This is a genomic window from Rhodococcus gordoniae (genome assembly GCF_001646655.1).
Lineage (GTDB): Bacteria > Actinomycetota > Actinomycetes > Mycobacteriales > Mycobacteriaceae > Rhodococcus > Rhodococcus gordoniae.
This window is the reverse complement of the sequence record NZ_LPZN01000003.1, coordinates 86,810-112,070: the sequence shown is the minus strand read 5'-3', so window position 1 is coordinate 112,070 and position 25,261 is coordinate 86,810. Positions and strand designations below refer to the sequence as shown.

The 25,261-nt window shown below is 68.2% G+C and carries 20 protein-coding genes; 16 read left to right on the top strand and 4 right to left on the bottom strand.

Translation table 11 applies throughout. From position 1 onward, the window contains the following. The first annotated feature begins 2 nt into the window (after positions 1-2). From A8G18_RS02195 to A8G18_RS02145, 11 genes are all read left to right on the top strand, one after another. The gene (locus A8G18_RS02195) at positions 3-863 is read left to right on the top strand and encodes an MlaE family ABC transporter permease (RefSeq protein WP_064062579.1); all 861 of its coding nucleotides are present in this window, start codon (positions 3-5) and stop codon (positions 861-863) included. After that, positions 860-2,233 (top strand): MCE family protein, encoded by a 1,374-nt coding sequence (locus A8G18_RS02190; RefSeq protein ID WP_064062578.1) that lies wholly within the window; start codon positions 860-862, stop codon positions 2,231-2,233. Before A8G18_RS02195 ends, A8G18_RS02190 begins: the two co-directional genes overlap by 4 nt. Continuing rightward, a complete protein-coding gene (locus tag A8G18_RS02185) occupies positions 2,230-3,309 on the top strand; it encodes an MCE family protein (RefSeq protein WP_064062577.1) in 1,080 nt (359 codons plus the stop codon). Before A8G18_RS02190 ends, A8G18_RS02185 begins: the two co-directional genes overlap by 4 nt. Then, complete coding sequence (locus tag A8G18_RS02180; protein WP_064062576.1) at positions 3,306-4,304, top strand: MCE family protein; 999 nt, start codon at positions 3,306-3,308, stop codon at positions 4,302-4,304. Before A8G18_RS02185 ends, A8G18_RS02180 begins: the two co-directional genes overlap by 4 nt. Continuing rightward, positions 4,304-5,554, top strand: coding sequence for an MCE family protein (locus tag A8G18_RS02175; protein ID WP_064062575.1), 1,251 nt, complete (start codon positions 4,304-4,306; stop codon positions 5,552-5,554). The genes A8G18_RS02180 and A8G18_RS02175 overlap by 1 nt, the downstream gene beginning before the upstream one ends. Then, complete coding sequence (locus A8G18_RS02170) at positions 5,551-6,879, top strand: MCE family protein (RefSeq protein ID WP_064062574.1); 1,329 nt, start codon at positions 5,551-5,553, stop codon at positions 6,877-6,879. The genes A8G18_RS02175 and A8G18_RS02170 overlap by 4 nt, the downstream gene beginning before the upstream one ends. After that, a complete protein-coding gene (locus A8G18_RS02165) occupies positions 6,876-8,123 on the top strand; it encodes an MCE family protein (RefSeq protein WP_064062573.1) in 1,248 nt (415 codons plus the stop codon). The genes A8G18_RS02170 and A8G18_RS02165 overlap by 4 nt, the downstream gene beginning before the upstream one ends. Before the next feature lie 140 nt (positions 8,124-8,263). Then, positions 8,264-8,824 carry a hypothetical protein gene (locus A8G18_RS02160; protein WP_064062572.1) on the top strand — a complete coding sequence of 187 codons (561 nt, stop codon included), beginning with the start codon at positions 8,264-8,266 and terminating at the stop codon, positions 8,822-8,824. 31 nt (positions 8,825-8,855) lie between these two features. Beyond that, complete coding sequence (locus tag A8G18_RS02155; RefSeq protein WP_064062571.1) at positions 8,856-9,677, top strand: Tim44 domain-containing protein; 822 nt, start codon at positions 8,856-8,858, stop codon at positions 9,675-9,677. Positions 9,678-10,067: 390 nt separating this feature from the next. Beyond that, entirely contained in the window at positions 10,068-13,574 is a 3,507-nt protein-coding gene (gene rpoB, locus A8G18_RS02150; protein WP_026003030.1) for a DNA-directed RNA polymerase subunit beta, read from the top strand. A gap of 115 nt (positions 13,575-13,689) precedes the next feature. Beyond that, positions 13,690-17,661, top strand: a complete 3,972-nt coding sequence (locus A8G18_RS02145) for a DNA-directed RNA polymerase subunit beta' (protein WP_064062570.1) — start codon at positions 13,690-13,692, stop codon at positions 17,659-17,661. A gap of 173 nt (positions 17,662-17,834) precedes the next feature. On the opposite strand, the gene A8G18_RS02140 is transcribed toward A8G18_RS02145, so the two are convergent. Next, the gene (locus tag A8G18_RS02140) at positions 17,835-18,326 is read right to left on the bottom strand and encodes a SixA phosphatase family protein (RefSeq protein WP_016934673.1); all 492 of its coding nucleotides are present in this window, start codon (positions 18,324-18,326) and stop codon (positions 17,835-17,837) included. After that, positions 18,323-19,135, bottom strand: a complete 813-nt coding sequence (locus tag A8G18_RS02135) for an acyl-[acyl-carrier-protein] thioesterase (protein ID WP_064062569.1) — start codon at positions 19,133-19,135, stop codon at positions 18,323-18,325. The genes A8G18_RS02140 and A8G18_RS02135 overlap by 4 nt, the downstream gene beginning before the upstream one ends. A gap of 164 nt (positions 19,136-19,299) precedes the next feature. Between A8G18_RS02135 and A8G18_RS02130 the strand changes: the two genes are divergently transcribed. The 4 genes from A8G18_RS02130 to A8G18_RS02115 all read left to right on the top strand — a co-directional run bounded on the left by A8G18_RS02130 (position 19,300) and on the right by A8G18_RS02115 (position 22,274). Further along, complete coding sequence (locus tag A8G18_RS02130; protein WP_064062568.1) at positions 19,300-20,976, top strand: FAD-dependent oxidoreductase; 1,677 nt, start codon at positions 19,300-19,302, stop codon at positions 20,974-20,976. An 89-nt stretch (positions 20,977-21,065) separates the two neighbouring features. Then, on the top strand, positions 21,066-21,521 hold the full coding sequence (locus A8G18_RS02125) for a Rieske (2Fe-2S) protein (RefSeq protein WP_064062567.1): 456 nt from the start codon (positions 21,066-21,068) through the stop codon (positions 21,519-21,521). A 24-nt stretch (positions 21,522-21,545) separates the two neighbouring features. Beyond that, the gene (locus A8G18_RS02120) at positions 21,546-21,911 is read left to right on the top strand and encodes a YidH family protein (RefSeq protein WP_064062566.1); all 366 of its coding nucleotides are present in this window, start codon (positions 21,546-21,548) and stop codon (positions 21,909-21,911) included. 30 nt (positions 21,912-21,941) lie between these two features. After that, positions 21,942-22,274 carry a DUF202 domain-containing protein gene (locus tag A8G18_RS02115; protein ID WP_064062565.1) on the top strand — a complete coding sequence of 111 codons (333 nt, stop codon included), beginning with the start codon at positions 21,942-21,944 and terminating at the stop codon, positions 22,272-22,274. A 37-nt stretch (positions 22,275-22,311) separates the two neighbouring features. On the opposite strand, the gene A8G18_RS02110 is transcribed toward A8G18_RS02115, so the two are convergent. After that, positions 22,312-23,337, bottom strand: coding sequence for a YeiH family protein (locus A8G18_RS02110; RefSeq protein WP_064062564.1), 1,026 nt, complete (start codon positions 23,335-23,337; stop codon positions 22,312-22,314). Between the two features lie 101 nt (positions 23,338-23,438). On the opposite strand from A8G18_RS02110, the gene A8G18_RS02105 reads away from it, so the two are divergent. Beyond that, positions 23,439-24,332: a LysR family transcriptional regulator gene (locus tag A8G18_RS02105; RefSeq protein ID WP_016932158.1), complete on the top strand. Its 894-nt coding sequence runs from the start codon at positions 23,439-23,441 to the stop codon at positions 24,330-24,332. Positions 24,333-24,356: 24 nt separating this feature from the next. Here A8G18_RS02105 and A8G18_RS02100 read toward each other — a convergent pair whose 3' ends face one another. Beyond that, on the bottom strand, positions 24,357-25,220 hold the full coding sequence (locus tag A8G18_RS02100) for an EamA family transporter (RefSeq protein WP_064062563.1): 864 nt from the start codon (positions 25,218-25,220) through the stop codon (positions 24,357-24,359). Positions 25,221-25,261 lie beyond the last annotated feature (41 nt).

The following is a 25,261-nucleotide window of genomic DNA, read 5'->3' as shown; positions in this document are numbered from 1 at the left end:
AGATGACAGTCTCCAGAGGCCGCGGAGATCTCGTTCTTCTCCGGGGTCGCCGAGCGGTGCGCGCACCGCTGAACATGCTCGACCGCGCGGGCGACCAGATGTCCTTCTATGCGCGTGCCGTGGCATGGACCCCGCGAACCCTGACCCACTACCGCAAGGAAGTCCTGCGGTTGCTCGCCGAGGTCACTTTCGGCAGCGGTGCACTCGCCGTGATCGGTGGCACCATCGGCGTCATCGCAATGATGTCCGGCTTCACCGGCGTCGTGGTGGGTCTGCAGGGTTACGCCGCGCTGGAACAGCTCGGTTCGTCGGTGCTCACCGGCTTCCTCTCGGCCTACGTCAACACCCGTGAGCTCGCCCCCATCGTCGCGGCGCTCGCGTTGTCGGCGACGGTGGGCTGCGGCTTCACGGCACAGCTCGGCGCCATGAGGATCAGCGAGGAGATCGACGCCCTCGAAGTGATGGCCGTGCCGTCGCTGCCGTTCCTGGTGACCTCCCGGATGATCGCCGGCTTCGTCGCCGTGATCCCGCTGTACATCATCGGTCTCCTCGCCGCCTACCTCGCGACCCGCACGATCAGCACGCTGTTCAACGGCCAGTCGAGCGGCTCGTACGACCATTATTTCTATCTGTTCCTCCCACCCGAGGACGTCCTCTATTCGTTCGCGAAAGTGCTGGTCTTCGCGTTCGTGGTGATTCTCATCCACTGCTACTACGGCTTCCACGCCAGCGGCGGCCCCGCCGGTGTCGGTGTGGCCGTGGGCCGCGCGGTGCGCACCGCGATCGTCACGATCGCCGTTCTCGACTTCTTCCTCAGCCTCGCGATCTGGGGCACGTCGACCACGGTGAGGGTTGCCGGATGAGCGACACGACCACTTCGCCGTTGCGTCGCCGCACCCTGGGCCTCGTCTTCTTCGTGGTGCTGGCGCTGTTCCTCTACGTCACGATTGCGATGTACAACAAGACCTTCACGAAGGTCGTGGAGGTCGATCTCCGCACCGACAGCATCGGAAACGCGCTGCCGCTCAACGCGGACGTGAAGGCGCGCGGTGTGCTCGTCGGTGAGGTCCGCGGAACGAGCGCGGAAGGCGGCGACGTCACCGCGCATCTCGCCCTCGACCCCGACAAGGCCGCCCTGATCCCGGTGAACGCGACCGCCCAGCTGCTGCCGAAGACCCTCTTCGGCGAGCGGTACGTCTCGCTGATCCTGCCCGACGACCCGGACCGCCCCGTCACGAACGGCGACGTGCTGGTGCAGGACACCAGCGAACGCACCGTCGAACTCGGCGACGTGCTCGACGGGCTGCTCCCGCTCCTCGAGGCCGTCCCGCCGCAGGACCTCGCCAACACGCTCGGTGCGCTGGCACAGGGATTGAGCGGTCGCGGTGAGAAGCTGGGACGGACGGTCGACGACCTCGAACGGATCTTCCGCGAGGTGAACGTCGAACTGCCCACCCTGCAGGAGGATCTGCGCGGACTCGCCGACTTCTCACAGACCTACTCCGAGGCCGCACCCGATCTCGTCGAGGCGCTGAACAACCTGCGCACGACGGGCGGCACGGTCGTCGAACAGCAGAACCAGATCCGCACCCTGCTCGCGAGCGCGACGGGAGCGTCGTCGCAGACGGTCGATTTCATCGAGCAGAACTCCCGCTCGATCATCACCCTGTCCGCCGATTCGAAGGAAGCGTTGCAGATCCTCGCACGGTACTCGCCGTCCTTCCCGTGCACCTTCGAAGAATTCGCCGCTGCGAAGCCGGCTGCTGTCGACCTGCTCGGCGTGGACGACCCCTACCCGGGAGTGCGCGCGAACATCCAGTTCACCAATCCCAAGGGTCGCTACCTGCCGAACCAGGACGAGCCACGACTCCTCGACGATCGCGGACCGGCCTGTTACGGCGACGTCACCGCGCCCGGCCGCAAGTTCCCGCAGTATCCGGGCGGCTCGATCAACGACGGTTCCTACCAGGTCCCGTCGCGTAATCCCGGCCCGGCGACCGTCGACTTCTTCCCTGCTCCGGAAGGATCCGGCGTGCCCGACGCGGTCGGCGACATCATCGGCACCTCGAACAATGACGCGACTCCGGTCTCGTACGCCGGTTCGCGTATGGAACAGGACACGCTCGACGTGATCTACGGACAGGCCACCGGCGTCGAACCCGAGGACGTACCGTCCTGGACCACCCGGCTCGGGGCTCCGGCGATCCGCGGTACGGAGGTGAGCTTCCAGTGAGAGGCCTGGCAGCACCCCTGATCAAACTCGTCGTGTTCGCTGTCGTCACCGTCCTCGCGACCGGTGTCCTCGCCGCGACCATCGCGAGTGTCGGAGGTGGTGGCGGAACGAAGTTCCACGCGATCTTCTCCGACGTCACCTCGCTCAACCCGGGCGACGACATCCGGATCGCGGGTGTCCGTGTGGGGCAGGTCGAGGAGATCTCGGTCTTCGACGAACGGCAGGCGCGGGTCACCTTCTCGCTCGAGGAGCGCGACTGGCTCCCGGCCGGCGCCACCGCGACCATCCGGTTCCGCAATCTCGTCGGCCAGCGGTACGTCGCCCTCGCTCAGGGGGAGGGTCCGCAGGGCGAGAAGATCACCGGCGGCGCGACGATCCCGATCGAACGCACCAAACCGGCGGTGAATCTCACGACGCTCTTCGACGGCTTCCGGCCGTTGTTCCAGACCCTGAGCGCCGACGACGTCAACAAGCTCTCGTTCCAGATCGTCCAGGTGTTCCAGGGCGAGGCGGGCACCGTCGATGACCTGGTCCGCAGCACCGCGTCGCTGACGAACACCATCGCCGACAAGGATCGGGTGATCGGTGCGGTGATCGACAATCTCAACACCGTTCTCGCCACGATCGACCAGCGCGACGAGCAGCTCGATTCGCTGCTGGTCAACACGCAGGCACTGGTCAGCGGCCTGTCGGCCGACCGGGCCACTGTGGGCTCGGCGGTGCAGTCGATGGCCGGGCTGACGGACGCGGTATCCGACGTGCTCGAACCCACCCGCCCGTCGATCGCGCAGTCGATCACGGCCCTCGATCAGGTGGCCTCGAACCTCAACGCGAATCGCGGTGAGCTCGACCGTGTCCTCGAGACGCTGCCGGTGAAGCTCGACAAGCTCGCACGCGTCGCCAGTTACGGCTCGTGGTTCCAGTTCTATCTGTGCGGTATCGACGTCATCGCAGGTCCCGGCTCGGTTCCGTACCTCAATCTGCCGACGGGGTTGCCGACCGTGAATCAACCCATCTACACGAATGCGGCCAAGCGTTGCTCGCAGGACGGGATGCAGGAGTTGCAGGGACGATGAGCACACGTCGTAGTCCGGCCGCCGCCGGTGCCCTGGGCATCGTCGTGGTGCTGCTGGGGACACTGTCCGCTTTCTTCCTCGACGAACTACCCATCATCGGGGCAGGCGCGACCTACAAGGCCGAGTTCAGCGAGGCCGCGGGCCTCAAACCCACCAACGAGGTGCGCATCGCCGGCGTGAAGGTCGGCAAGGTCACCGGCGTCGACCTCGAAGGCGACCGGGTGATCGTCTCGTTCAAGGTCCAGGACGCGTGGGTCGGGAACGACACGTCCGCCTCGATCCAGATCAAGACCATCCTCGGGCAGAAATATCTCGCACTCGACCCGCGGGGCACGGAGGTGCTCGACCCCGATCACCGGATCCCGCTCGACCGGACGGTCGCGCCGTACGACGTGATCGAGGCGTTCTCGTCGGCGGCCACGACCCTCGGTGAGATCGACTCGGAACAGCTGGCGACCGGCTTCGAGACCCTGTCGGAGGCGTTCTCGGAGACACCCGACGACATCCGGGCTTCGATCGACGGCATCAGCCGCCTGTCCGAGACGGTCTCGAGCCGCGATCAGGAGTTGAAGAGGCTGCTCGACGCGACCGGCAACGTGTCGAAGGTGCTCGCCGACCGCAATGCCGAGTTCAACCGGCTGCTCTCCGACGGTGCCCTGCTCGTCGAGGAACTCAACAACCGTCAGCAGGCGATCTCGCAGTTGCTCGACGGCACCAGGAGACTGTCGGCCGAACTGTCGGGACTCGTCGAGGAGAACCGCGAGACCATCGGTCCCGCCCTGCAGCAACTCCGCGGTGTCGTCGACGTCCTCCAGGAGAACAACGACAACCTCGATCGGGCGATGCAACTGTACGAACCGTTCGTCCGCGTCTACACCAACGTCGTCGGCAACGGCCGGTGGTTCGACCAGGTCATCGTGAACCTCACGCCGCCCGGCCTGCCCGAGATCCCCGGTTACCGCGAGCCCGGTCGCCGTCTGGAAGGGGGCAACTGATGGCACACGCCGAGAACGGCGAGTCCCGCGGCAATCGCGGGCGCATCGCGCTGATCGCAGCCGTCGTCGCGGGCGTGGTGGCCCTGGCCGGAGCGGGGTGGTGGATGTTCACCCGGCTGGGCACCACCGAGATCACTGCCTATTTCGACAAGGCCGTGGGCATCTACGAGGGCTCCGACGTCCGGGTGCTGGGCGTCGAGGTGGGGAAGGTGACGTCCGTGGAACCGCAGGGCGACCTCGTGAAGGTCGGGCTGCGGGTCGATCGCGGGGTCGACATTCCCGCCGACGCGCGTGCCGTGCAGATCACGCCGTCCGTCGTCGCCGACCGCTACGTGCAGCTCACCCCTGCTTACACCGGTGGCGACACGATGAGCAGCGGCGCGGTGATCGATCGCGACCGCACCGCCACCCCGGTGGAGGTCGATGCGCTCTATGCGAGCATCGACGAACTGTCGCGCGCGCTCGGCCCGAACGGGGCGAACCGCGAAGGCGCACTCACCGACTTCGTGGAGGTCGGGGCGCAGAATCTTGCCGGCAACGGCGAGGCGCTCGGCCAGAGCATCGAGAACCTGTCGGCTGCTGCGCGCACGCTCGACCAGTCGCGCGACGATCTCTACGGGACGATCGAGAACCTGCAGATCTTCGTCAGTGCCCTCGCGGCCAACGACGAGCAGGTTCGCCAGTTCAACGCCCAGCTCGCCGATCTGTCGGGTTTCCTGGCGGGGGAGCGGCAGAATCTCGGCGAGGCCCTGAACACCCTGTCGGTCACGCTCGGCGACGTTGCGACGTTCGTGCGCGACAACCAGGCTGCTGTGAAGGACAATGTCGACGCGCTCGTGCCGATCACGGAGACCTTGGCGAACCGCCGCCAGGAACTCGTGGATTCGCTGACGCTGCTCCCGCTGGCGGTGAGCAACCTCGTCAACTCGTACGACGCCGAAGCGGGCGCGCTCGCCTCACGGCTGGTGCTGCCCGACCTGCAGGATCCCGCGGGAGCGGTCTGCAAGCTCATCGACCTGGGGAAGCTCGTGCCCGGAGACCCACGTTTCGAGCAGCTCGGCCGGCAGATGCAGCCGTTGATCGACCGTTGCCGCGATGTCGCGACGCAGATCACCGAGGACCAGCGGTCCCCGGATCTGATCCTGCCGTTCGGGATCCTCAGCGGTGAGAACATTCAGCGGCAGGTCACTCCGGGCACGGTGCCCGGCGTGGTCTCGCCCCGTTTCGACCTCCAGGGAGAAGATCGGTGAGCGGCGCGAAGAGCGCGGGTCGCGCAACGGCATTCGGCGCGGCCGCGTGCGTGGTCGCGGTGACGGTCACGGGGTGCGGGGGGTTGTCCGACATCCCGCTGCCCGGCGGCGCCGATGTGGGCAGCGACCCGATCCGTCTGTCGATCCAGTTCGACGATGTGCTCGACCTGGTTCCGCAGTCGAGTGTGAAGGTCGACGGCGTTCCGGTGGGGCGCGTCGAATCCATCTCGGTCGCATCCGATTTCGGATGGACCGCCGATGTCGGCATCGTGCTCGACTCGAGCGTCGACCTGCCGGCGAACGCCTTCGCGACCGTCGAACAATCGAGCCTGCTCGGCGAGAAGTTCGTTCAGCTCACCCCGCCGGAGGACGAGCCCCCCACCGGCCGGCTCGCCGACGGCGACGTGATCCCGCTCGATCGGACTCGGCACGCGACCGAACTCGAACCGGTGCTCGGCGCGCTGTCACTGCTGCTCAACGGTGGCGGTGTGGGTCAGCTCGCGCCGATCGTCAGCGAGCTGTCGACGGCCTTCGACGGGCGCGAAGGCACCACCCGCAGCCTCATCGAGCAGGCCGAAACGCTCATCACCGGCCTCGAGCAGCAGCGCGACGACATCACGCGGGCACTGGACGGTCTCGACGAGCTGACGGTGCGGGTCGCGGATCAGAACGAGAAGATCGCCGCGGTACTCGACGAGCTGCCGGTCGCGACCGAGGTGCTCGAACAGCAGCGGCCCCAGCTCACCCAGTTGCTCGGTCAGCTCGACCGGCTCGGCACCGCGGGTGTCGACGTTCTCGATCGGTCCAAGGAGGATCTGATCGCCGATCTGCTCGCGCTGCGGCCGACTCTCCAGCAACTCGCGGCCTCGGGCGACGACCTCGTCGAGGCACTCGCCTTCGTGCCCACGGTGCCGTTCCCGGACGGCGTCGAGAAGGTCGCGCTGGGCAGCTCGGTGAACCTCTTCCTGCTGGTCGACCTGCAGATCGGCGATGCACTGGCCGCGCTCGGCGTGGGCCAGGGCGAACCGGTCTACCGTGAGCCCGCCTTCGGCAACCCGAAGCCGCTGGTCGATCCGTCCAACCCGTATTACGGCGGCAACGGCCCGGCACCCGGCTGGCCGACGGTGTCGTTGTTGCCGGTGCTTCCCACCCCGAGGCTGCCGGGCGGTCTGAGGCTGCCCGAGGGCGTGTCGCTGCCCGACGGAATCGAGATCCCCGGGGTCACCGAAGCGGGCGCCGACACGAATACCGAAGGTGACGAGGCCCCGCCGCCGGGGCCGCTGGACGGTGTGCTGAATCAGCTCGGACTCGGGGGTGGGCAGTGAGATCGCGCGTGGTGAAAGTGCAGCTCGCGCTGTTCGTGATCATCGCGCTGCTCGGCGTCGTGTTCGTCGGCGCCCGGTACGTGCGTCTCGACAACCTGATGGGATTCGGCCAGTACTCCGTCGACGCGCGGTTCCCGAGCGCCGGCGGTGTCTTCCCGAACGCCGAGGTCACCTACCGCGGCGTGCCGGTGGGCCGGGTCGGGCCGCTCACGCTCACGGACGACGGCATCAACGTCGAGCTGCGGCTGGACAACGGCGGCCCGCAGATCCCCGCGTCGGCACGGCCGGTGGTGGCCAACCGGTCGGCGATCGGCGAACAGTACGTCGATCTGCAACCGCCGAACGACGAGGGCCCGTATCTCACGGACGGGTCGGTGATCGTGGGCACCGAGGAGGATCTGCCCACGCCGGTCGAGGATCTGCTCGTGAGCACGAACGACCTCGTGCGCTCGGTTCCGCTCGAACCGCTGCGCACGGTCGTCACCGAACTCGGAGCGGCCTTCGACGGCCGAGGCGACGACCTGCAGGTGCTCATCGACGCGCTTGCCGGTCTCAGCGAGAAGGGGTCGGAATATCTGCCGCAGACGGTCACCTTGATCCGCGACAGCCTCACGGTGCTGAACACGCAGTCCGACCAGTCGTCGGCGATCCGGCAGTTCAGCTCGGACCTGGATCTGGTGACCGCTCAGCTCCGCGACAGCGATCCCGATCTGCGGCGGCTCATCGAGACCGGCACCGACGCGAGCGATCAGCTCTCGCAGTTGATCGAGGGTTCCGGTCCGGGTCTGACGGCCGATCTCGCCAACCTCGCCGCAGTGGCGGAGACGGCCGCACCGCAAGCGACCGCCCTGCAGCCGCTGTTGGCGTTCCTGCCTGCGGTCGCAGCCAGTGCCAGTACGGTCGCTCCGGGCGACGGCGCGGTGCGGCAAGGCATCGTGCTCGAGACCAACAATCCACCTTCGTGCACCATCGGGTACGAGGGGACGCAGGAGATCCTCGCGCAGATGCGCGCGCAGGATCCGAACTTCGACGACACCCAGCAGGATTTCCCGCTCGACACGAACGCGTCGTGCGAGGTACCCCAGGGCAGTGTCACCGGCGTGCGGAGCGCGAACCGCATCGTCTTCGCCGATCCGAACACGATCCAGCCCTGGGATTTCACACCGAAGAAGGACCCGGACAAGCTCAACCTGAATCCGATCGCGACGCAGCTCGCGCCGTTGCTCGGAGTCACCCCGAAGTGAGCAGTAAGTAGGTTTGTGGAGTGAGTGCACCAAGATCCTCCGACGCTCCGCCCGCCCCGCCCCCGTCTGCCGACGACCTGTCGCCGGCGGATGCGCGAGGTGCGGGCGGAGCACGCAGAGCAGCTCTCGCGGCTGTCTCCGTGCTCGCCGCCGTCGCCCTCGGGGCAGCGGTGTGGTTCGGGTACGGCTGGGGGCACGCGCTCCTGGTGGATCGGGCGGCGGCCGAGACGCGCGATGCCGCGTTGTCGGGAGCGATGCAGGCCGCCGTCAATCTGAACAGTGTCGACGCCGACGCTGTCGATGTGTCCCTCGAGAACATGCGGTCGTCGATCACCGGCGACGCCCTGCGCAACGATCTGGCAGCGACCGAGGAGGACATCCGGGCGCGGGTCGCGGAGACCGGCACGAGCATGTCGGCGGAGGTGCTGTTCGGCACGCTCACCGAGCTCAACACCGACGACGATCTCGGAAAAGCGCTGGTGGTGCTCGCGGTGCGCACCGAGACCCCCGAGTACTTCGTGACGAACAAGGTCCCGGTGCTCGTGTCGTTGCGCAAGGACGGCGATGTGTGGAAGGCCGAGACGATCGAACCGCTCGCATCGGCCGAGATGGAGTCGGGACCGGCGCCCGGTGCGACGCCCTCGGCTCCCGCTCCGGTCCCCGGCGCGGAGACCGCACCCGAGGGAGAGGCCGGCCCGTGATGTTCGGCAAGTCGACGAAGGAGAACGTGTAGTGCCCCCGCAGCGACGGAAGTCCGGCCCGAGCGGACCCCCGCGCCGCCGGCCGAAGGTCGCCGGATCGTCCCGGCCACCCCGGATGACACCCGCCGACGACGAGCGCTCGGACGCCCCGGACCGGTCGATCGTGTCTTCGGACGCGGCGTCCTCGTCGCCCGAACCGGTCCGGCCCGCCGAGGTGAACCTGAAGAAGCCGGCGAAGACGGTTCCCCGGACCGAGAGCGAGGTCAGGGCGGAGACCGGGACTTCCGCGATCCCGCGCGAGCCGGCGAACTCACCCGATCGTCCCGCAGGCGACACCGGGTACATCGACGCGCCGCAGGGCGGGTCCGGTGGGTGGCGGCCGGTGGTCGTCGTCGGTGCGGTGGCGGTCGTGCTCGCCGCGGTCGCCGCGGTCGCCGCCTTCCGTCCCGGTGCCGAGGTCTCCAACGCGGCGTGGGTCGACACCGCGGCCACGCAGGAGGTCACCGAGGCCGCGAAGGCCGCGATCGAGACGATGCACGGTTACGACTACCGGACGATCGACGAGGACTTCGCGCAGATCCGGGAACTGCTGACCCCGGAGCGGCTCGAGGAGTTCGACTCGACTGCCGACGTCACCGCGAAGGCCGCGGTCGACACCCGCACCGTCACCGAGGTGATGGTCGAGCACATCGGCGCGACGATGCTCGACGACACCCACGCGGAGGTGGCTGCGTACATCAACGTGAGTGCCACCGGCGACGGCATCGCCCAGGGGAGCGCGGCCGCGCCGCTGCTGGTGAGGATGGAGAAGTCGGACGGACGATGGCTGGTCTCGGAGATCCGCGACCGGTGATGACGACGGCGGACCGCCGTCGTCGGGGGCGGTCTCTCCGGTCGCGACGCGCGGATCGTTCCGGATACTCGGTCTTGACGCGGGCGACGCGAGCGGTCACTCTATCGGTACGCCTGTTCGACTGAAGGCTTCCTCGTGAGCCGCTCGCGGTCGTTTGCCAGGCTTCTTTCAGGCACCCCTGTGGACATTACACCTACTCAGGTGTAGGTTGGTTGTTTGCGCTGGCTGCCTCCTGTTCACCTTCTGATCGCCGAGTCGGAATTCGCCTGTTCGGGCGAGTCCGTCCCGGTGTGTCGGTGGGGTTTCCGATCGGGTTGCGACCAGCGACAACGCCCCACATGAAGAAGCAGGTACAGCGGCGGTCGCACCGGTTGGAGCGGCCCGCATGAGGTGCTGGAAGGACGCATCTTGGCAGTCTCTAGCCAGACCAAGGCAGTAGCCGGAATCCCCGGAGCCCCGACGAGGGTGTCGTTCGCGAAGATTCGCGAACCCCTCGAAGTTCCCGGGCTCCTCGATCTACAGACCGATTCGTTCGAATGGTTGATCGGCTCGGAGCGCTGGCGCGCGAAGGCTGCCGAGCGCGGCGACGGTCACGTCGTCGGTGGCCTGGAAGAAATCCTCGACGAGCTCTCGCCCATCGAGGACTTCTCGGGTTCGATGTCCCTGTCCTTCTCCGATCCGCGCTTCGACGAGGTCAAGGCCTCCGTCGAGGAGTGCAAGGACAAGGACATGACGTACGCGGCTCCGCTGTTCGTCACCGCCGAGTTCATCAACAACAACACCGGTGAGATCAAGAGCCAGACGGTCTTCATGGGTGATTTCCCGATGATGACCGACAAGGGCACCTTCATCATCAACGGCACCGAGCGTGTCGTGGTGTCGCAGCTCGTGCGTTCGCCCGGTGTGTATTTCGACAAGAACGTCGACAAGAGCACCGAGAAGGACCTGCACAGCGTCAAGGTCATCCCGGGCCGCGGTGCCTGGCTCGAGTTCGACGTCGACAAGCGCGACACCGTCGGTGTGCGTATCGACCGCAAGCGTCGTCAGCCGGTCACCGTGCTGCTCAAGGCGCTGGGCTGGTCCACCGAGCAGATCGTCGAGCGTTTCGGGTTCTCCGAGATCATGATGTCGACGCTCGAGAAGGACAACACGGCGGGCACCGACGAGGCGCTCCTCGACATCTACCGCAAGCTCCGTCCGGGCGAGCCGCCGACCAAGGAGAGCGCGCAGACCCTGCTGGAGAACCTCTTCTTCAAGGACAAGCGCTACGACCTGGCGCGCGTGGGCCGTTACAAGATCAACAAGAAGCTCGGCCTGAACACGGGCCAGCCGATCGAGGCGTCCACCCTCACCGAGGAAGACATCGTCGCCACGATCGAGTACCTCGTGCGCCTGCACGCGGGCGAGAACAAGATGACCGTCCCCGGCGGCGTCGAGGTTCCCGTCGAGGTCGACGACATCGACCACTTCGGCAACCGTCGTCTGCGCACGGTCGGCGAGCTCATCCAGAACCAGATCCGCGTGGGCCTGTCCCGCATGGAGCGCGTGGTCCGTGAGCGCATGACCACCCAGGACGTCGAGGCGATCACGCCGCAGACCCTGATCAACATCCGTCCGGTCGTGGCCGCGATCAAGGAGTTCTTCGGAACCTCCCAGCTGTCGCAGTTCATGGACCAGAACAACCCGCTCTCGGGCCTGACCCACAAGCGTCGCCTGTCGGCGCTGGGCCCCGGCGGTCTGTCGCGTGAGCGCGCCGGCCTCGAGGTCCGCGACGTCCACCCGTCCCACTACGGCCGCATGTGCCCGATCGAGACCCCGGAAGGCCCGAACATCGGCCTGATCGGCTCGCTGTCGGTGTACGCGCGGGTCAACCCGTTCGGTTTCATCGAGACGCCCTACCGCAGGGTCGTCGACGGTGTCGTCACCGACGAGGTCGAGTACCTCACCGCCGACGAGGAGGACCGCTACCTCATCGCGCAGGCCAACTCGCCGATCGGTTCCGACAGCCGCTTCGCGGACGAGCGTGTGCTCGTCCGTAAGAAGGGCGCCGAGATCGAGTACGTCTCCGCCGACCAGGTCGAGTACATGGACGTCTCCCCGCGCCAGATGGTGTCGGTCGCGACCGCCATGATCCCGTTCCTCGAGCACGACGACGCCAACCGTGCCCTCATGGGCGCGAACATGCAGCGTCAGGCCGTGCCGCTGGTGCGCAGCGAGTCGCCGATCGTCGGTACGGGCATGGAGCTGCGTGCCGCCGTCGACGCCGGCGACGTCATCGTCACCGAGAAGAGCGGCGTGATCGAAGAGGTCTCCGCCGACTTCATCACCGTGATGGCCGACGACGGAACCCGCAAGACCTACCGTCTGCGCAAGTTCGACCGTTCGAACCAGGGCACCTGCTCGAACCAGCGTCCGATCGTGGACGAGGGACAGCGCGTCGAGTCCGGCCAGGTCCTCGCCGACGGCCCCTGCACCGAGAACGGTGAGATGGCGCTCGGCAAGAACCTGCTCGTGGCGATCATGCCGTGGGAGGGCCACAACTACGAGGACGCGATCATCCTGTCGCAGCGCCTCGTGGAGGAGGACGTGCTCACCTCGATCCACATCGAGGAGCACGAGATCGATGCCCGCGACACCAAGCTCGGTGCCGAGGAGATCACCCGCGACATCCCGAACGTCTCCGACGAGGTCCTCGCCGATCTCGACGAGCGCGGCATCGTCCGCATCGGTGCCGAGGTCCGCGACGGCGACATCCTCGTCGGCAAGGTCACGCCGAAGGGCGAGACCGAGCTGACCCCCGAGGAGCGCCTGCTCCGTGCGATCTTCGGTGAGAAGGCGCGCGAGGTCCGCGACACCTCGCTGAAGGTGCCCCACGGCGAGAACGGCAAGGTCATCGGCGTGCGCGTGTTCTCTCGCGAGGACGACGACGATCTGCCTCCGGGCGTCAACGAGCTCGTCCGCGTGTACGTGGCGCAGAAGCGCAAGATCCAGGACGGCGACAAGCTCGCCGGCCGCCACGGCAACAAGGGCGTCATCGGCAAGATCCTGCCGCAGGAGGACATGCCGTTCCTGCCCGACGGCACCCCGGTCGACATCATCCTGAACACCCACGGTGTTCCGCGTCGTATGAACATCGGTCAGGTGCTCGAGACGCACCTCGGCTGGATCGGCAAGGCCGGCTGGCAGATCCAGGTGGCCGGCGACGGCAGCCGTCCCGAGTGGGCGCAGAACCTCTCCGAGGAGATGCTCGCCGCCGAGCCCGACACCAACATCGCCACCCCGGTGTTCGACGGTGCCCGCGAGGAGGAGCTGACGGGTCTGCTGTCCTCTACGCTGCCGAACCGCGACGGCGAGGTCATGGTCGGTCCCGACGGCAAGGCGACGCTGTTCGACGGTCGCTCCGGCGAGCCGTTCCCGTACCCGGTGTCGGTCGGCTACATGTACATCATCAAGCTGCACCACCTGGTCGACGACAAGATCCACGCGCGTTCGACCGGCCCGTACTCGATGATCACGCAGCAGCCGCTCGGTGGTAAGGCGCAGTTCGGTGGTCAGCGCTTCGGTGAGATGGAGTGCTGGGCGATGCAGGCCTACGGTGCCGCCTACACGCTCCAGGAGCTGCTCACGATCAAGTCCGACGACGTGGTCGGCCGCGTGAAGGTCTACGAGGCCATCGTCAAGGGCGAGAACATCCCCGAGCCGGGTATCCCCGAGTCGTTCAAGGTGCTCCTCAAGGAACTCCAGTCGCTGTGCCTGAACGTGGAGGTGCTCTCCAGCGACGGTGCGGCCATCGCGATGGCCGACGGCGACGACGAGGACCTCGAGCGGGCGGCCGCCAACCTGGGCATCAACCTTTCCCGCAACGAGTCGGCCACGGTCGACGACCTCGCGAACTAGGAGCCGACCCGATGCGGTACGCCGAACCGGTCTTTCGGAGGCGTACCGCGTCGGGTCCCGGCAGCGATAGCGACAACTAGCAGCAATACAACCCGCACAGGGGAAAGGAAGTTACGTGCTCGACGTCAACTTCTTCGATGAACTCCGGATCGGCCTGGCCACCGCCGAGGACATCCGTAACTGGTCGTACGGCGAGGTCAAGAAGCCCGAGACCATCAACTACCGCACGCTCAAGCCCGAGAAGGACGGCTTGTTCTGCGAGAAGATCTTCGGTCCCACCCGGGACTGGGAGTGCTACTGCGGCAAGTACAAGCGTGTCCGCTTCAAGGGCATCATCTGCGAGCGCTGCGGCGTCGAGGTGACCCGCGCCAAGGTCCGCCGCGAGCGCATGGGTCACATCGAGCTCGCCGCTCCGGTGACCCACATCTGGTACTTCAAGGGTGTGCCGAGCCGTCTCGGCTACCTGCTCGACCTCGCGCCGAAGGATCTCGAGAAGATCATCTACTTCGCCGCGTACGTCATCACGTCCGTCGACGACGAGCTGCGCCACAACGAGCTCTCCACTCTCGAAGCCGAGATGGAGGTCGAGAAGAAGTCGGTCGCCGATCAGCGCGACGCCGACCTCGAGGCCCGGGCGCAGAAGCTCGAAGCCGACCTCGCCGAACTCGAGGCCGAGGGCGCCAAGTCCGACGTCCGCCGCAAGGTCAAGGACGGCGGCGAGCGCGAGATGCGTCAGCTCCGCGACCGCGCGCAGCGCGAGCTCGACCGTCTCGACGAGATCTGGACGACCTTCACGAAGCTGAAGCCGAAGGATCTGATCGTCGACGAGATGATCTACCGCGAGCTCCAGGACCGTTACGGCGAGTACTTCACCGGTGCCATGGGTGCCGAGGCGATCCAGAAGCTCATCGAGAACTTCGACATCGACGCCGAGGCCGAGTCGCTGCGCGAGACCATCCGCAGCGGCAAGGGCCAGAAGAAGCTGCGTGCTCTCAAGCGCCTGAAGGTCGTGGCGGCGTTCCAGCAGTCCGGCAACTCGCCCATGGGCATGGTGCTCGACGCCGTGCCGGTGATCCCGCCGGAACTGCGTCCGATGGTGCAGCTCGACGGTGGCCGCTTCGCGACCTCCGACCTCAACGACCTGTACCGCCGCGTCATCAACCGCAACAACCGCCTCAAGCGACTGATCGACCTCGGCGCTCCCGAGATCATCGTCAACAACGAGAAGCGGATGCTGCAGGAGTCGGTCGACGCCCTGTTCGACAACGGCCGTCGTGGCCGGCCGGTCACCGGTCCCGGTAACCGTCCGCTGAAGTCGCTGTCCGATCTGCTCAAGGGCAAGCAGGGTCGCTTCCGTCAGAACCTGCTCGGCAAGCGCGTCGACTACTCGGGCCGTTCGGTCATCGTCGTCGGTCCGCAGCTCAAGCTGCACCAGTGCGGTCTGCCGAAGCTCATGGCGCTCGAGCTGTTCAAGCCGTTCGTGATGAAGCGTCTCGTCGACCTCAACCATGCGCAGAACATCAAGTCCGCGAAGCGCATGGTCGAGCGTCAGCGCCCGCAGGTGTGGGACGTCCTCGAAGAGGTCATCAACGAGCACCCGGTTCTGCTGAACCGTGCTCCCACCCTGCACCGCCTCGGTATCCAGGCGTTCGAGCCGCAGCTCGTCGAGGGCAAGGCCATCCAGCTGCACCCCCTCGTGTGTGAGGCCTTCAACGCCGACTTCGACGGCGACCAGATGGCCGTGCACCTCCCGCTGTCGGCGGAGGCGCAGGCCGAGGCCCGCATCCTGATGCTGTCGTCGAACAACATCCTGTCGCCGGCATCGGGCCGCCCGCTCGCCATGCCGCGTCTGGACATGGTGACGGGTCTGTTCCACCTGACCCGTCTGGTCGAGGACGCCCCCGGTGCCTACACGGCCGCGACCGCCGACGAGCCCGAGCAGGGCGTCTACTCGTCGCCGGCCGAGGCCCAGATGGCCGTCGACCGCGGTGTGCTGTCGGTCCAGGCTCCGATCAAGGTGCGTCTGACCCAGCTGCGTCCGCCGCGCGACGTCGAGAACGAGCTGTTCCCGGAGGGCTGGAAGTACGGTGAGCCGTGGACCGCGCAGACCACCCTCGGTCGCGTGCTGTTCAACGAGCTGCTGCCGACGAACTACGCGTTCGTCAACGACATCATGCCGAAGAAGCGCCAGGCCGCGATCATCAACGACCTGGCCGAGCGGTACCCGATGATCGTCGTCGCGCAGACCGTCGACAAGCTCAAGGACGCCGGCTTCTACTGGGCCACGCGTTCGGGTGTCACCATCTCGATGGCGGACGTGCTCGTTCCGCCGGAGAAGAAGGACATCCTCGAGCGGTACGAGACCCAGGCCGATGCCATCCAGCGGCAGTACGACCGAGGCAAGCTCTCGGAGGACGAGCGTCGCGATTCGCTCGTCAAGCTGTGGCAGGAAGCGACCGAAGAGGTCGGTCAGGTCATGGAGGCGCACTACCCGGACGACAACCCGATCCCCACGATCGTCAAGTCCGGCGCTGCGGGCAACATGACCCAGATCCGCTCGCTGGCAGGCATGAAGGGTCTGGTGACGAACCCGAAGGGCGAGTTCATCCCGCGCCCGATCAAGTCCTCCTTCCGTGAGGGCCTGACCGTCGCCGAGTACTTCATCAACACGCACGGCGCGCGTAAGGGTCTGGCCGATACCGCTCTGCGTACCGCCGACTCGGGTTACCTGACCCGTCGTCTGGTGGACGTCTCGCAGGACGTCATCGTCCGCGAGGTCGACTGCGGCACGCCGCGCGGCATCGAGATGACCATCGCCGAGCTCGCCCGCGACGCGACCGGTCAGCCGACCGGCGAGCTCGTGCGCGACGCTCACATCGAGACCAGCACCTACGCCCGTACGCTGGCGACGGACGCGGTCGACGCGAACGGCAACGTCGTCGTCGAGCGTGGTTCCGACCTCGGTGACCCGGCGATCGAGGCGCTGCTCGAGGCCGGCATCCAGAAGGTCAAGGTCCGTTCGGTCCTGACCTGCGACACCGGCACCGGCGTGTGCGCGACCTGCTACGGCCGTTCGATGGCGACGGGCAAGCTCGTCGACATCGGCGAGGCCGTCGGTATCGTCGCCGCCCAGTCGATCGGTGAGCCCGGTACGCAGCTGACGATGCGTACCTTCCACCAGGGTGGCGTCGGTGAGGACATCACCGGTGGTCTGCCGCGTGTCCAGGAGCTGTTCGAGGCCCGCGTCCCGAAGGGCAAGGCCCCGATCGCCGACGTCTCCGGCCGCATCCGTCTCGAGGACGACGATCGCTTCTACAAGATCACGATCATCCCCGACGACGGTGGCGAGGAGGTCGTGTACGACAAGCTGTCCAAGCGTCAGCGTCTGCACGTCATCCGCAAGGCCGACGGCACCGAGGGCGTTCTCTCGGACGGCGACCACGTGGAGGTCGGTCAGCAGCTGCTCGAAGGCTCTGCCGATCCGCACGAGGTGCTGCGCGTGATGGGCCCGCGTCAGGTTCAGGTCCACCTGGTCCACGAGGTCCAGGAGGTCTACCGGAGCCAGGGCGTGTCGATCCACGACAAGCACATCGAGGTCATCGTGCGCCAGATGCTGCGTCGCGTGACGATCATCGATTCGGGCTCGACGGAGTTCCTGCCCGGTTCGCTCGTCGAGCGCAGCGAGTTCGAGGCTGCGAACCGTCGTGTGGTCCAGGAGGGTGGCGAGCCGGCTGCCGGCCGTCCGGTCCTCATGGGCATCACGAAGGCCTCGCTGGCCACCGACTCGTGGCTGTCGGCGGCGTCCTTCCAGGAGACCACTCGAGTGCTGACCGATGCGGCGATCAACTGCCGCTCGGACAAGCTGATCGGTCTCAAGGAGAACGTGATCATCGGCAAGCTGATCCCCGCCGGTACCGGTATCAACAAGTACCGGAACATCGAGGTCCAGCCGACCGAGGAGGCCCGCGCGGCCGCGTACGCCATCCCGGCGTACGACGACCAGTACTACTCGCCGGACGGCTTCGGCCAGAACACCGGTGCTGCAGTGCCGCTGGACGATTACGGTTACTCCAACGACTACCGGTAGTTCGCTGCCGTAGTAGACGACGAAGGTCCCGCCCTCTTCTCTTCGGGGGCGGGACCTTCGTCGTTTCTTCTCGGCGCGGGCATCGCGCGGTGTTCCCGGGGGCCGTCGGCCCGGATACGGGAAACGGTGAGGACGTGCCTGTGCGTCGTGCCGACGGCGTCGGCCGGGCCGCGTCAGCGCGGAATGTGGAAGTCCACGAGCTCGGCCGTGCCACGCGACAATTCGGCCCACGACCCGCTCACGGTGAGTACCGCGATCGCGGAGGTGGGGAACTTCTCGGTGACCTGATGGGCGGCGTCGGTGCCGTGATCGGTGATCAGCCCGAGGACGGTGGCGGACAGCGTCGGCTCGTGCCCGACGACCAGCAGGGTGTGTACGTCGTCGGCCGTTCGCCGGATCTCGGTGACCAGGGTCTTCGGATCGGCGTGATACAGGCTGTCGCGGAACTCCACGGGAGCCTCGACCGCGGCCTCGGTGAGTGTCTTGCGCGTACGGGTCGCGGTGGAGCACAGCACGGCGTCGACCTCGGGCAGGTTCGCCCGGATCCAGCGACCGGCGAGTCCGGCCTCGCGGCGTCCGCGGGGGGAGAGGGGACGCTCGTGATCGTCCACATCGTCCGGGTACGCGGACTTGCCGTGGCGCAGCAAGATCAGGGTACGGGTCATGGAGTCCACCGTAGAGCGTCCGGATTCCGGCCGATCCACGCGACCGCGCGAGTGTGATCCGCGACCGTGAACCACACCGTCAGCCCGTCCTCCTGCAGGGTCGTCCGCAGGGTGAGGGTCTCGCCGGCGGCCACGGGACGCAGATGTTCGATGACCGCACGGTACGGTGCCTCCGGGATCTCGGGCCGCAGGGTCAGGACCTCCTCGACGCCGTGCCAGTAGACGGCGTTGTTGACGTGCCCGAACGGGTCGAGATCGGTGGCGCGCAGCGGAAAGACGCGTTCGTCGTCCACCTCGTCGGGTGCGCGGTCGGGCAGCCATGCCTTCCACTTCAGGCGCGTGTCCTGCGCGTATCGGGACATGTGCTCGAACAGGCTGTCGCTGATCCGGGTGGGTGCGCCGGTGGTGGGGCCGATGTCGATCCAGAACGCCGCGGTCTCGATCAGCGGACCGCCGGGCACGTAGCCGGGATCGTCGAGTCGGACCCGCACGTTCGCCCACCGCGTCGACAGTGCGTCGCACCAGCGGCGCAACCGGAGTGTCCGGCCGTATTCGGCGGGGCGGTGCACGTCGACGACCGTGCGCCGGACGATCCACAGCGGGTCGGTATCGGCTGCCCCCACGGCGGCGAGATTGTCGGTGCCGATGTCCTGGAGATAGCGGGCGATGCCGTCGAGCCGGAGTCGTCTGCCGGTGTCGACGTCGCCGGTACGGACGGTGCGCTCGGTGGAGTAGGGATCCGCGCCGTCCGGTAGTGGCGTCAGCGGCAGGGTCCGAGGCAGATCGGTGGTCGGTGTCGACGTGGCCATGTGGTCCCCCCGGGTCGGATGTCCGATCGTGCGATTCTCGCAGTTTCGCCGGGTGGTCGCAGGTTCTCTTGCGAACGTGCGGTGACCCCCGCTACAGTCGTATTAACTGTTACGCACCGTTACATGAACTTCGCGGACGCTCCGCCCGGCTGGCGAGGACCCCCATGGCCTACGTGATCACCCAGACCTGCTGCAACGACGCGAGCTGCGTCGCGGTCTGCCCCGTGAACTGCATCCATCCCTCACCGGACGAGCCCGAGTTCGCCACCGCCGAGATGCTGCACATCGACCCGCAGACCTGCATCGACTGCGGTGCGTGCGCCGACGCGTGCCCGGTCGAGGCGATCCTGCCCGACGACAAGCTCCGTCCGTCGCAGGCGCGGTTCGCCGAGATCAACGCGGCCTGGTACGAGAACCATCCGATGCCGGAGGGCTGGCAACCGCTCGTGCCCACCCCGGCGCCTCCGCGCGATCGCGGCACGTTGCGGGTCGCGATCGTCGGCGCCGGTCCCGCGGCCTGCTATGCCGCCCAGGAACTCCTCGAGCGGTCCGACGTCGAGGTCGAGATGTTCGACCGGCTCCCCACCCCCTTCGGGCTCGTGCGCGCCGGCGTCGCTCCCGATCACCCGGGGACCAAGGCGGTCACCGAATCGTTCGAACGGTCGTTCCGGCGCGAGGAGTTCGCCCTCCACCTCGCCACCGAGATCGGTCGCGACATCACCCACGCGGAGCTGCTCGACCACCATCACGCGGTGATCTATGCGACCGGTGCGTCGTCCGACCGCCGACTCGGGATCGCGGGCGAGGATCTGCCCGGCAGCCACGCCGCCACCGAGTTCGTCGCCTGGTACAACGGGCACCCCGACCACGCCGGCCAGGCCTTCGACCTTTCCGGCGAACGGGCCGTGATCATCGGGAACGGCAACGTGGCCCTCGATGTCGCGCGGATCCTCACGATGGACGTCGGCGAACTGGCGTGCACCGACATCGCCGATCACGCGCTGAAGGCCCTGCGGAAGAGCAACATCCGTGAGGTGGTCCTGCTGGGGCGGCGCGGACCGGCACAGGCCGCGTACAGCAATCCGGAGTTCCTCGCCCTCGGCGATCTCACGGGCGTCGACGTCGTCGTCGACGAGGAGGACCTCGAACTCGATCCGGTGAGTGCCGGGGCCGTGGAGGAGGATCCGGCGACCGCGCTGCGTGTGCGACTCGCCCGCGAGTACGCCGGACGCCCCGTCCGCCCGGGCCACCGCCGCATCGTCTTCCGGTATCTCGCTGCACCGAGCGAACTGCTCGGCGACGACCATGTGACCGGCGTGCGGGTCGAACGCACCGAACTCGTCGACGACGGTGGGCGCCTCGCGGCCCACCCCACCGGCCGGTTCGAGGACCTGCCCGCCACGCTCGTGCTCCGATCGATCGGCTATCGCGGTGTCCCCGTGCCGGGTGTGCCCTTCGACGACGCCCGCGGCGTCGTCCCCAACACCGGCGGTCGCGTCGACACCGGTGTCTATGTCACCGGGTGGGCCAAGCGCGGACCGAGCGGCGTCATCGGCACCAACAAGGGTTGCGCGAAGGAGACCGTCGCGGCGCTGCTGGCCGACTTCGACTCCGGGGCACTCGCCGCCCCGCGCGGCGACCGCGATGCCCTGAACCGGTTGCTCGCGCAGCGCCGGCCCGATCGCGTCGACCTCGACGGATGGAAGGCCATCGACACCGCCGAGCGACGGGCCGGGCACGCACAGGGCCGTCCACGCGTCAAGATCACCGACCGTGAGGCCCTCGTCGAACTCGGCCGGCGTCGCCGGCGCCTTCCGCTGCTCGCGTCGCTGCGCCGGTAGCGAACGTGGCGGGTGACGCAGGTCGCGGCCCGTCCGGACGTTCGTCGTTAGGCTCGGGAGAACAGTTCTCTACCCGAACGGACATGTGCATGAGCAGCGACAGTCTCGACCGCACGGCGCTGACCCGCCGCACACTCATCGGCGGAGCGGGCGTGGTGACGGCCGGCGTGGCACTGACCGCCTGCGGATCGTCCGGCGACGTCGGTGAGGACCGACCGGCAGCGGCGGCGCCCACCACGACCGCACCTCCCGGGCCCGACGCGGAGGTGGTCGCTGCCGTCGCGGACGTACCGGTCGGCGGGGGCGTACTGCTCGAATCGCAGAGGCTCGTCGTCACCCAGCCCGCGGAGGGCCACTTCCGCGCGTTCATCGCGATCTGCAGCCACCAGGGGTGCAATCTCAGCGGCGTCGACGGCGAGCGCATCATCTGCCCGTGCCACGGCAGCCGGTTCGACCTCGAGGGTGTGCCGATCGAGGGACCGGCGAAGCGGCCCCTGAAATCGCGTCCCGTGGCGGCACGCGGGTCGGATCTCGTCGTGGGCTGATCGGTCCGGGATAGAGTCCGCTCTGTGGAGACCCGCGAAGGCTGGCGCCCGAAGGCGCTGCGCGACGGCACCGACCCCGACCCTCGCTTCACGCTGGCCAACGAGCGCACCTTCCTGGCGTGGGTGCGCACCGCGCTGGGTGTCATCGCCGCGGCCGTCGCACTGGAGACCTTCGGGGGCGGCATCGTCTCGGGAGGGCTCCGCACGGTGCTGGCGTGCACCCTGCTCGGGTTCGCCGCCCTGCTCATGGTGTTCGCGCTGATCCGCTGGCACCGTGTCGAGCATGCGATGCGCACGGGTCGTGCTCTCCCGGTGCCGTGGGCCGCCTACCTGCTGGCGGTGGCCCTCGGGGTGGCCGGCGTCGTGCTGGCCGTCGCGATCGCCTGGTGAGAAGGGTGGTGCGGTGAGAAGGGCAGCACGGTGAGGCCGGACGACCTGCGGCACGGCGACACCGGGCTGCAGCCCGAACGGACGAGCCTGGCATGGCTGCGTACCGGTTCGGTGCTCGGCGCGGTGGTGCTCGGATTCATGCGATTCGTTCCCGGCCCGGGTCCGGTCGTCGCGACGATCGGGCTCGTCTGCCTCGTGCCCGTACTCGCGGTGCTACTGGCGTCCCGGACCGGTCACCGTGCGCGCGTACGGGGACTGATCGCAGGTCGCGCCCCCTACTTCTGGTGGCGCAACGTCGCGGTCACCGTCACGGTCGTGGTACTCGCGATCTCGTCGGCCGTGCTGATCCTCCTCGCCCGCTGATCTTCCTCGCCCGCTGATCTTCATCGCCCGCCGAGCCTCAACGCCCACCCAGCGACCACACGCCGACCAGCGCGATCACCGCGACCCAGAGGGTTGCTGCCGCCGCGAGGGCGATCGGGCGCCACCCCACGCCGCGAAGCACCTCCCGGCGCACCCCCGCCCCCAGGGCGAACATCGCGACCGTCAGCAGAGCGCTCTGTACCGTCCGCGCCGCGTCCACGACGACCGGGTCCAGTACTCCGGCCGAGCGCAGTGCGACGCAGGCGAGAAATCCCAGCAGGAAGATCGGCACGATCGGGGGAGTCCGTCCGTCGCGGCGTCCCTCACCGCGACGGCGGGCGACGACCCCGACGACCGCCACGACCGGAGCCAGCAGTGCCACCCGGGCGAGCTTGACCGTCACCGCCGCGGCGAGCACCCCACCGGCAGTGGCTTCGAGTGCGGTGCCGGTCGCGACCACCTGGGCAACCTCGTGGATCGCCGCGCCCGCCCACAGGCCGGCCGTCTCGGGGGCGAGCCCGAGCATCCCGGCGACGAGCGGAACGAGCGGGATCATCGCGGTGCCGAACACGACCACCAGCGCGACGGTGGTCACGAGTTCGCGCTTGCGCGAATCGATCACGCCGTCGACCGCAGCCGCAGCCGCGGCACCGCAGATCGAGAAACCGCACGCGATGAGCAGGCGCTGCGTCCAGCCCACACCGAGCCAGGCCCCGAAGGCGAGCGAGCCTCCGATCCCCGCGACGACGACGATCGCCGCGACGAGTGCCGTGCCCCATCCGAGGCCGACGAGATCGGAGACCGCGAGCTGCAAACCGAGGAGTGCGACCCCCACTCGGAGCAGGTGTTTCGACGCCGCGCCCAGACCCGGCTCCAGCGCACCGGCGACCCGTGCCGGAAGGCCCGCGTTCGCCGTCACCACACCCAGGACGATCGCGACGAGCAGTGGACTCGCACCCGGGATCAGGTGTGCTGCAGCGAAGGCGACGACGGCACCTGCGGCGGCCACCAGGAGACCCGGGACGACGGTCGGCCGGGACGAGGGCGCGTGGACGGTGAGCATGCCTCGACTCTTCCGTCGCCGCGGTGTCCGCGCCAGCCGTCGATCGAGCATGAAGTCATATCGATCGGATATGAGAAGAAGGAAAGGCATATCGTTCGGGCATGACCACCTGGCCGGATCTCGTTGCTCTGGAACTGCTCGTCGGGGTCGACGATCGGGGCGGGCTCGGCGCTGCCGCCCGCGCCGCCGGTCTCGCCCAGCCCAACGCGACCCGCATGCTGCGGCGGCTCGAGCGGCAACTCGGGGCGGTCCTCGTGCGGCGGGGACGGACGGGCTCGGTGCTCACCCCCGAGGGCACGGTGGTCGCGCACTGGGCGCGGGCAGTCCTGGCCGATGCGGAACGCCTGCTCGACGCCGCTGCGGCATTGCGCGTCGCGCAGCAGCCCGAACTGGTCGTCGCGGCGTCCATGACGGTCGCCGAGCACCTCATCCCACGATGGCTCGGCGCCTTTCGCGCGATCCGCCACGACGTCCAGATCCAGTTGCAGGTCCACAACTCCCTGCGGGTCTGCGATGTCGTCGCCGAGGGCGGATGCGACGTCGGTTTCGTCGAAGGACCCACCGTCCCCGACGGACTGCACAGCGTCGCGGTGGCACGCGACCGCCTCGTCGTGGTCGTCCCACCGGGGCATCCCTGGGCACGGCGACGGCGCCCGCTCGCGGTGACCGAACTCGCCGCGACACCACTGGTCGTCCGTGAGGAGGGATCCGGAACGCGCCGCACCCTCGACCTCGCACTGCAGGAGTACGACCGGGCCGCACCACTGCTCGAGCTCGGGAGCGGCGCCGCGGTCCGCACCAGTGTGCTCGGCGGTACCGGACCGGCCGTGCTCAGCACCCTTGCGGTGGAGGAGTATCTGGACTCCGGCCGTCTGGTCGCGGTCGCGGTGGACGGACTCGACCTGCAACGGGTGCTCCGCGCGGTGTGGCGGCCGCCGCGCGCCCTGCCCGGCCCCGCGGGGGAGCTGGTCCGCATGATCACGCGCATCCGCTGACCACGCGTACCGGGCAGGCCCACGTCACGTTCGCGAGGTGCGCAGCGCGCCGATGCCGGCGATCACGACGAGCGCGATGCCCACGAGGGCGAGGGGTTCGACGAGCTGTCCGAGCACCACGACCCCTGCGAGCGCCGCGGCGGCGGGTTCGAGCGCGATGAGGATCGCGAACACTTCCTTCGACAGGTCGCGTAGTGCGCGGATCTCGAGGGTGTACGGGATCGCCGACGACAGCAGCGCCACGGCGAGACCCGCGAGTACGAGGTCGGGCCGGAGGAGTTCCGTGCCGGCCGTCGCCGCGCCGAACGGCAGGACGACGACGGCGGCGATCGCCGTGGCGCCGGCCGTGCCGGCCGACCCGGGCAGGGTCGTCGCCACACGGGATCCCGCCACGATGTACCAGGCCCAACCGGAAGCGGCGACCAGTGCGAAGGCGACCCCGACCGGATCGAGTCCGGTGGACAGCCCGGCACCGTCACCGACGCCGAGCAGGACCACCCCGGTCAGCGCGAGCACCACCCACAGCGCGTCCCGGACGCGCCGGGACAGGAATGCGGCCAGTCCGAGTGGGCCGAGGAACTCGATGGTGACGGTCGCGGCGAGGGGAAGCCGGGTCAACGCGCCGTAGAACGCCGTGTTCATGAGCGCGAGACTCGCGCCCAGTGTCACCACCGCCCGCCATTGTTCCGGCCTCCACGTCCGTAGCCGAGGACGGGTGATCACGCAGAGGACGACGGCTGCGAAGAGGAGGCGCAGGGTCACGGTGCCGAGGGCGCCCACCCGATCGAACAGCGTTGCGGCGAGCGCTGCCCCGAACTGCATCGACAGCACCGCGGTGAGGACCGCGACGACAGGCGCGACGGTGTGTGTGCGGTGGTCGTCGGCCATTCCGTCAGTCTGTCCGACGGGTTCGAGGAGCGCGCCGGTCC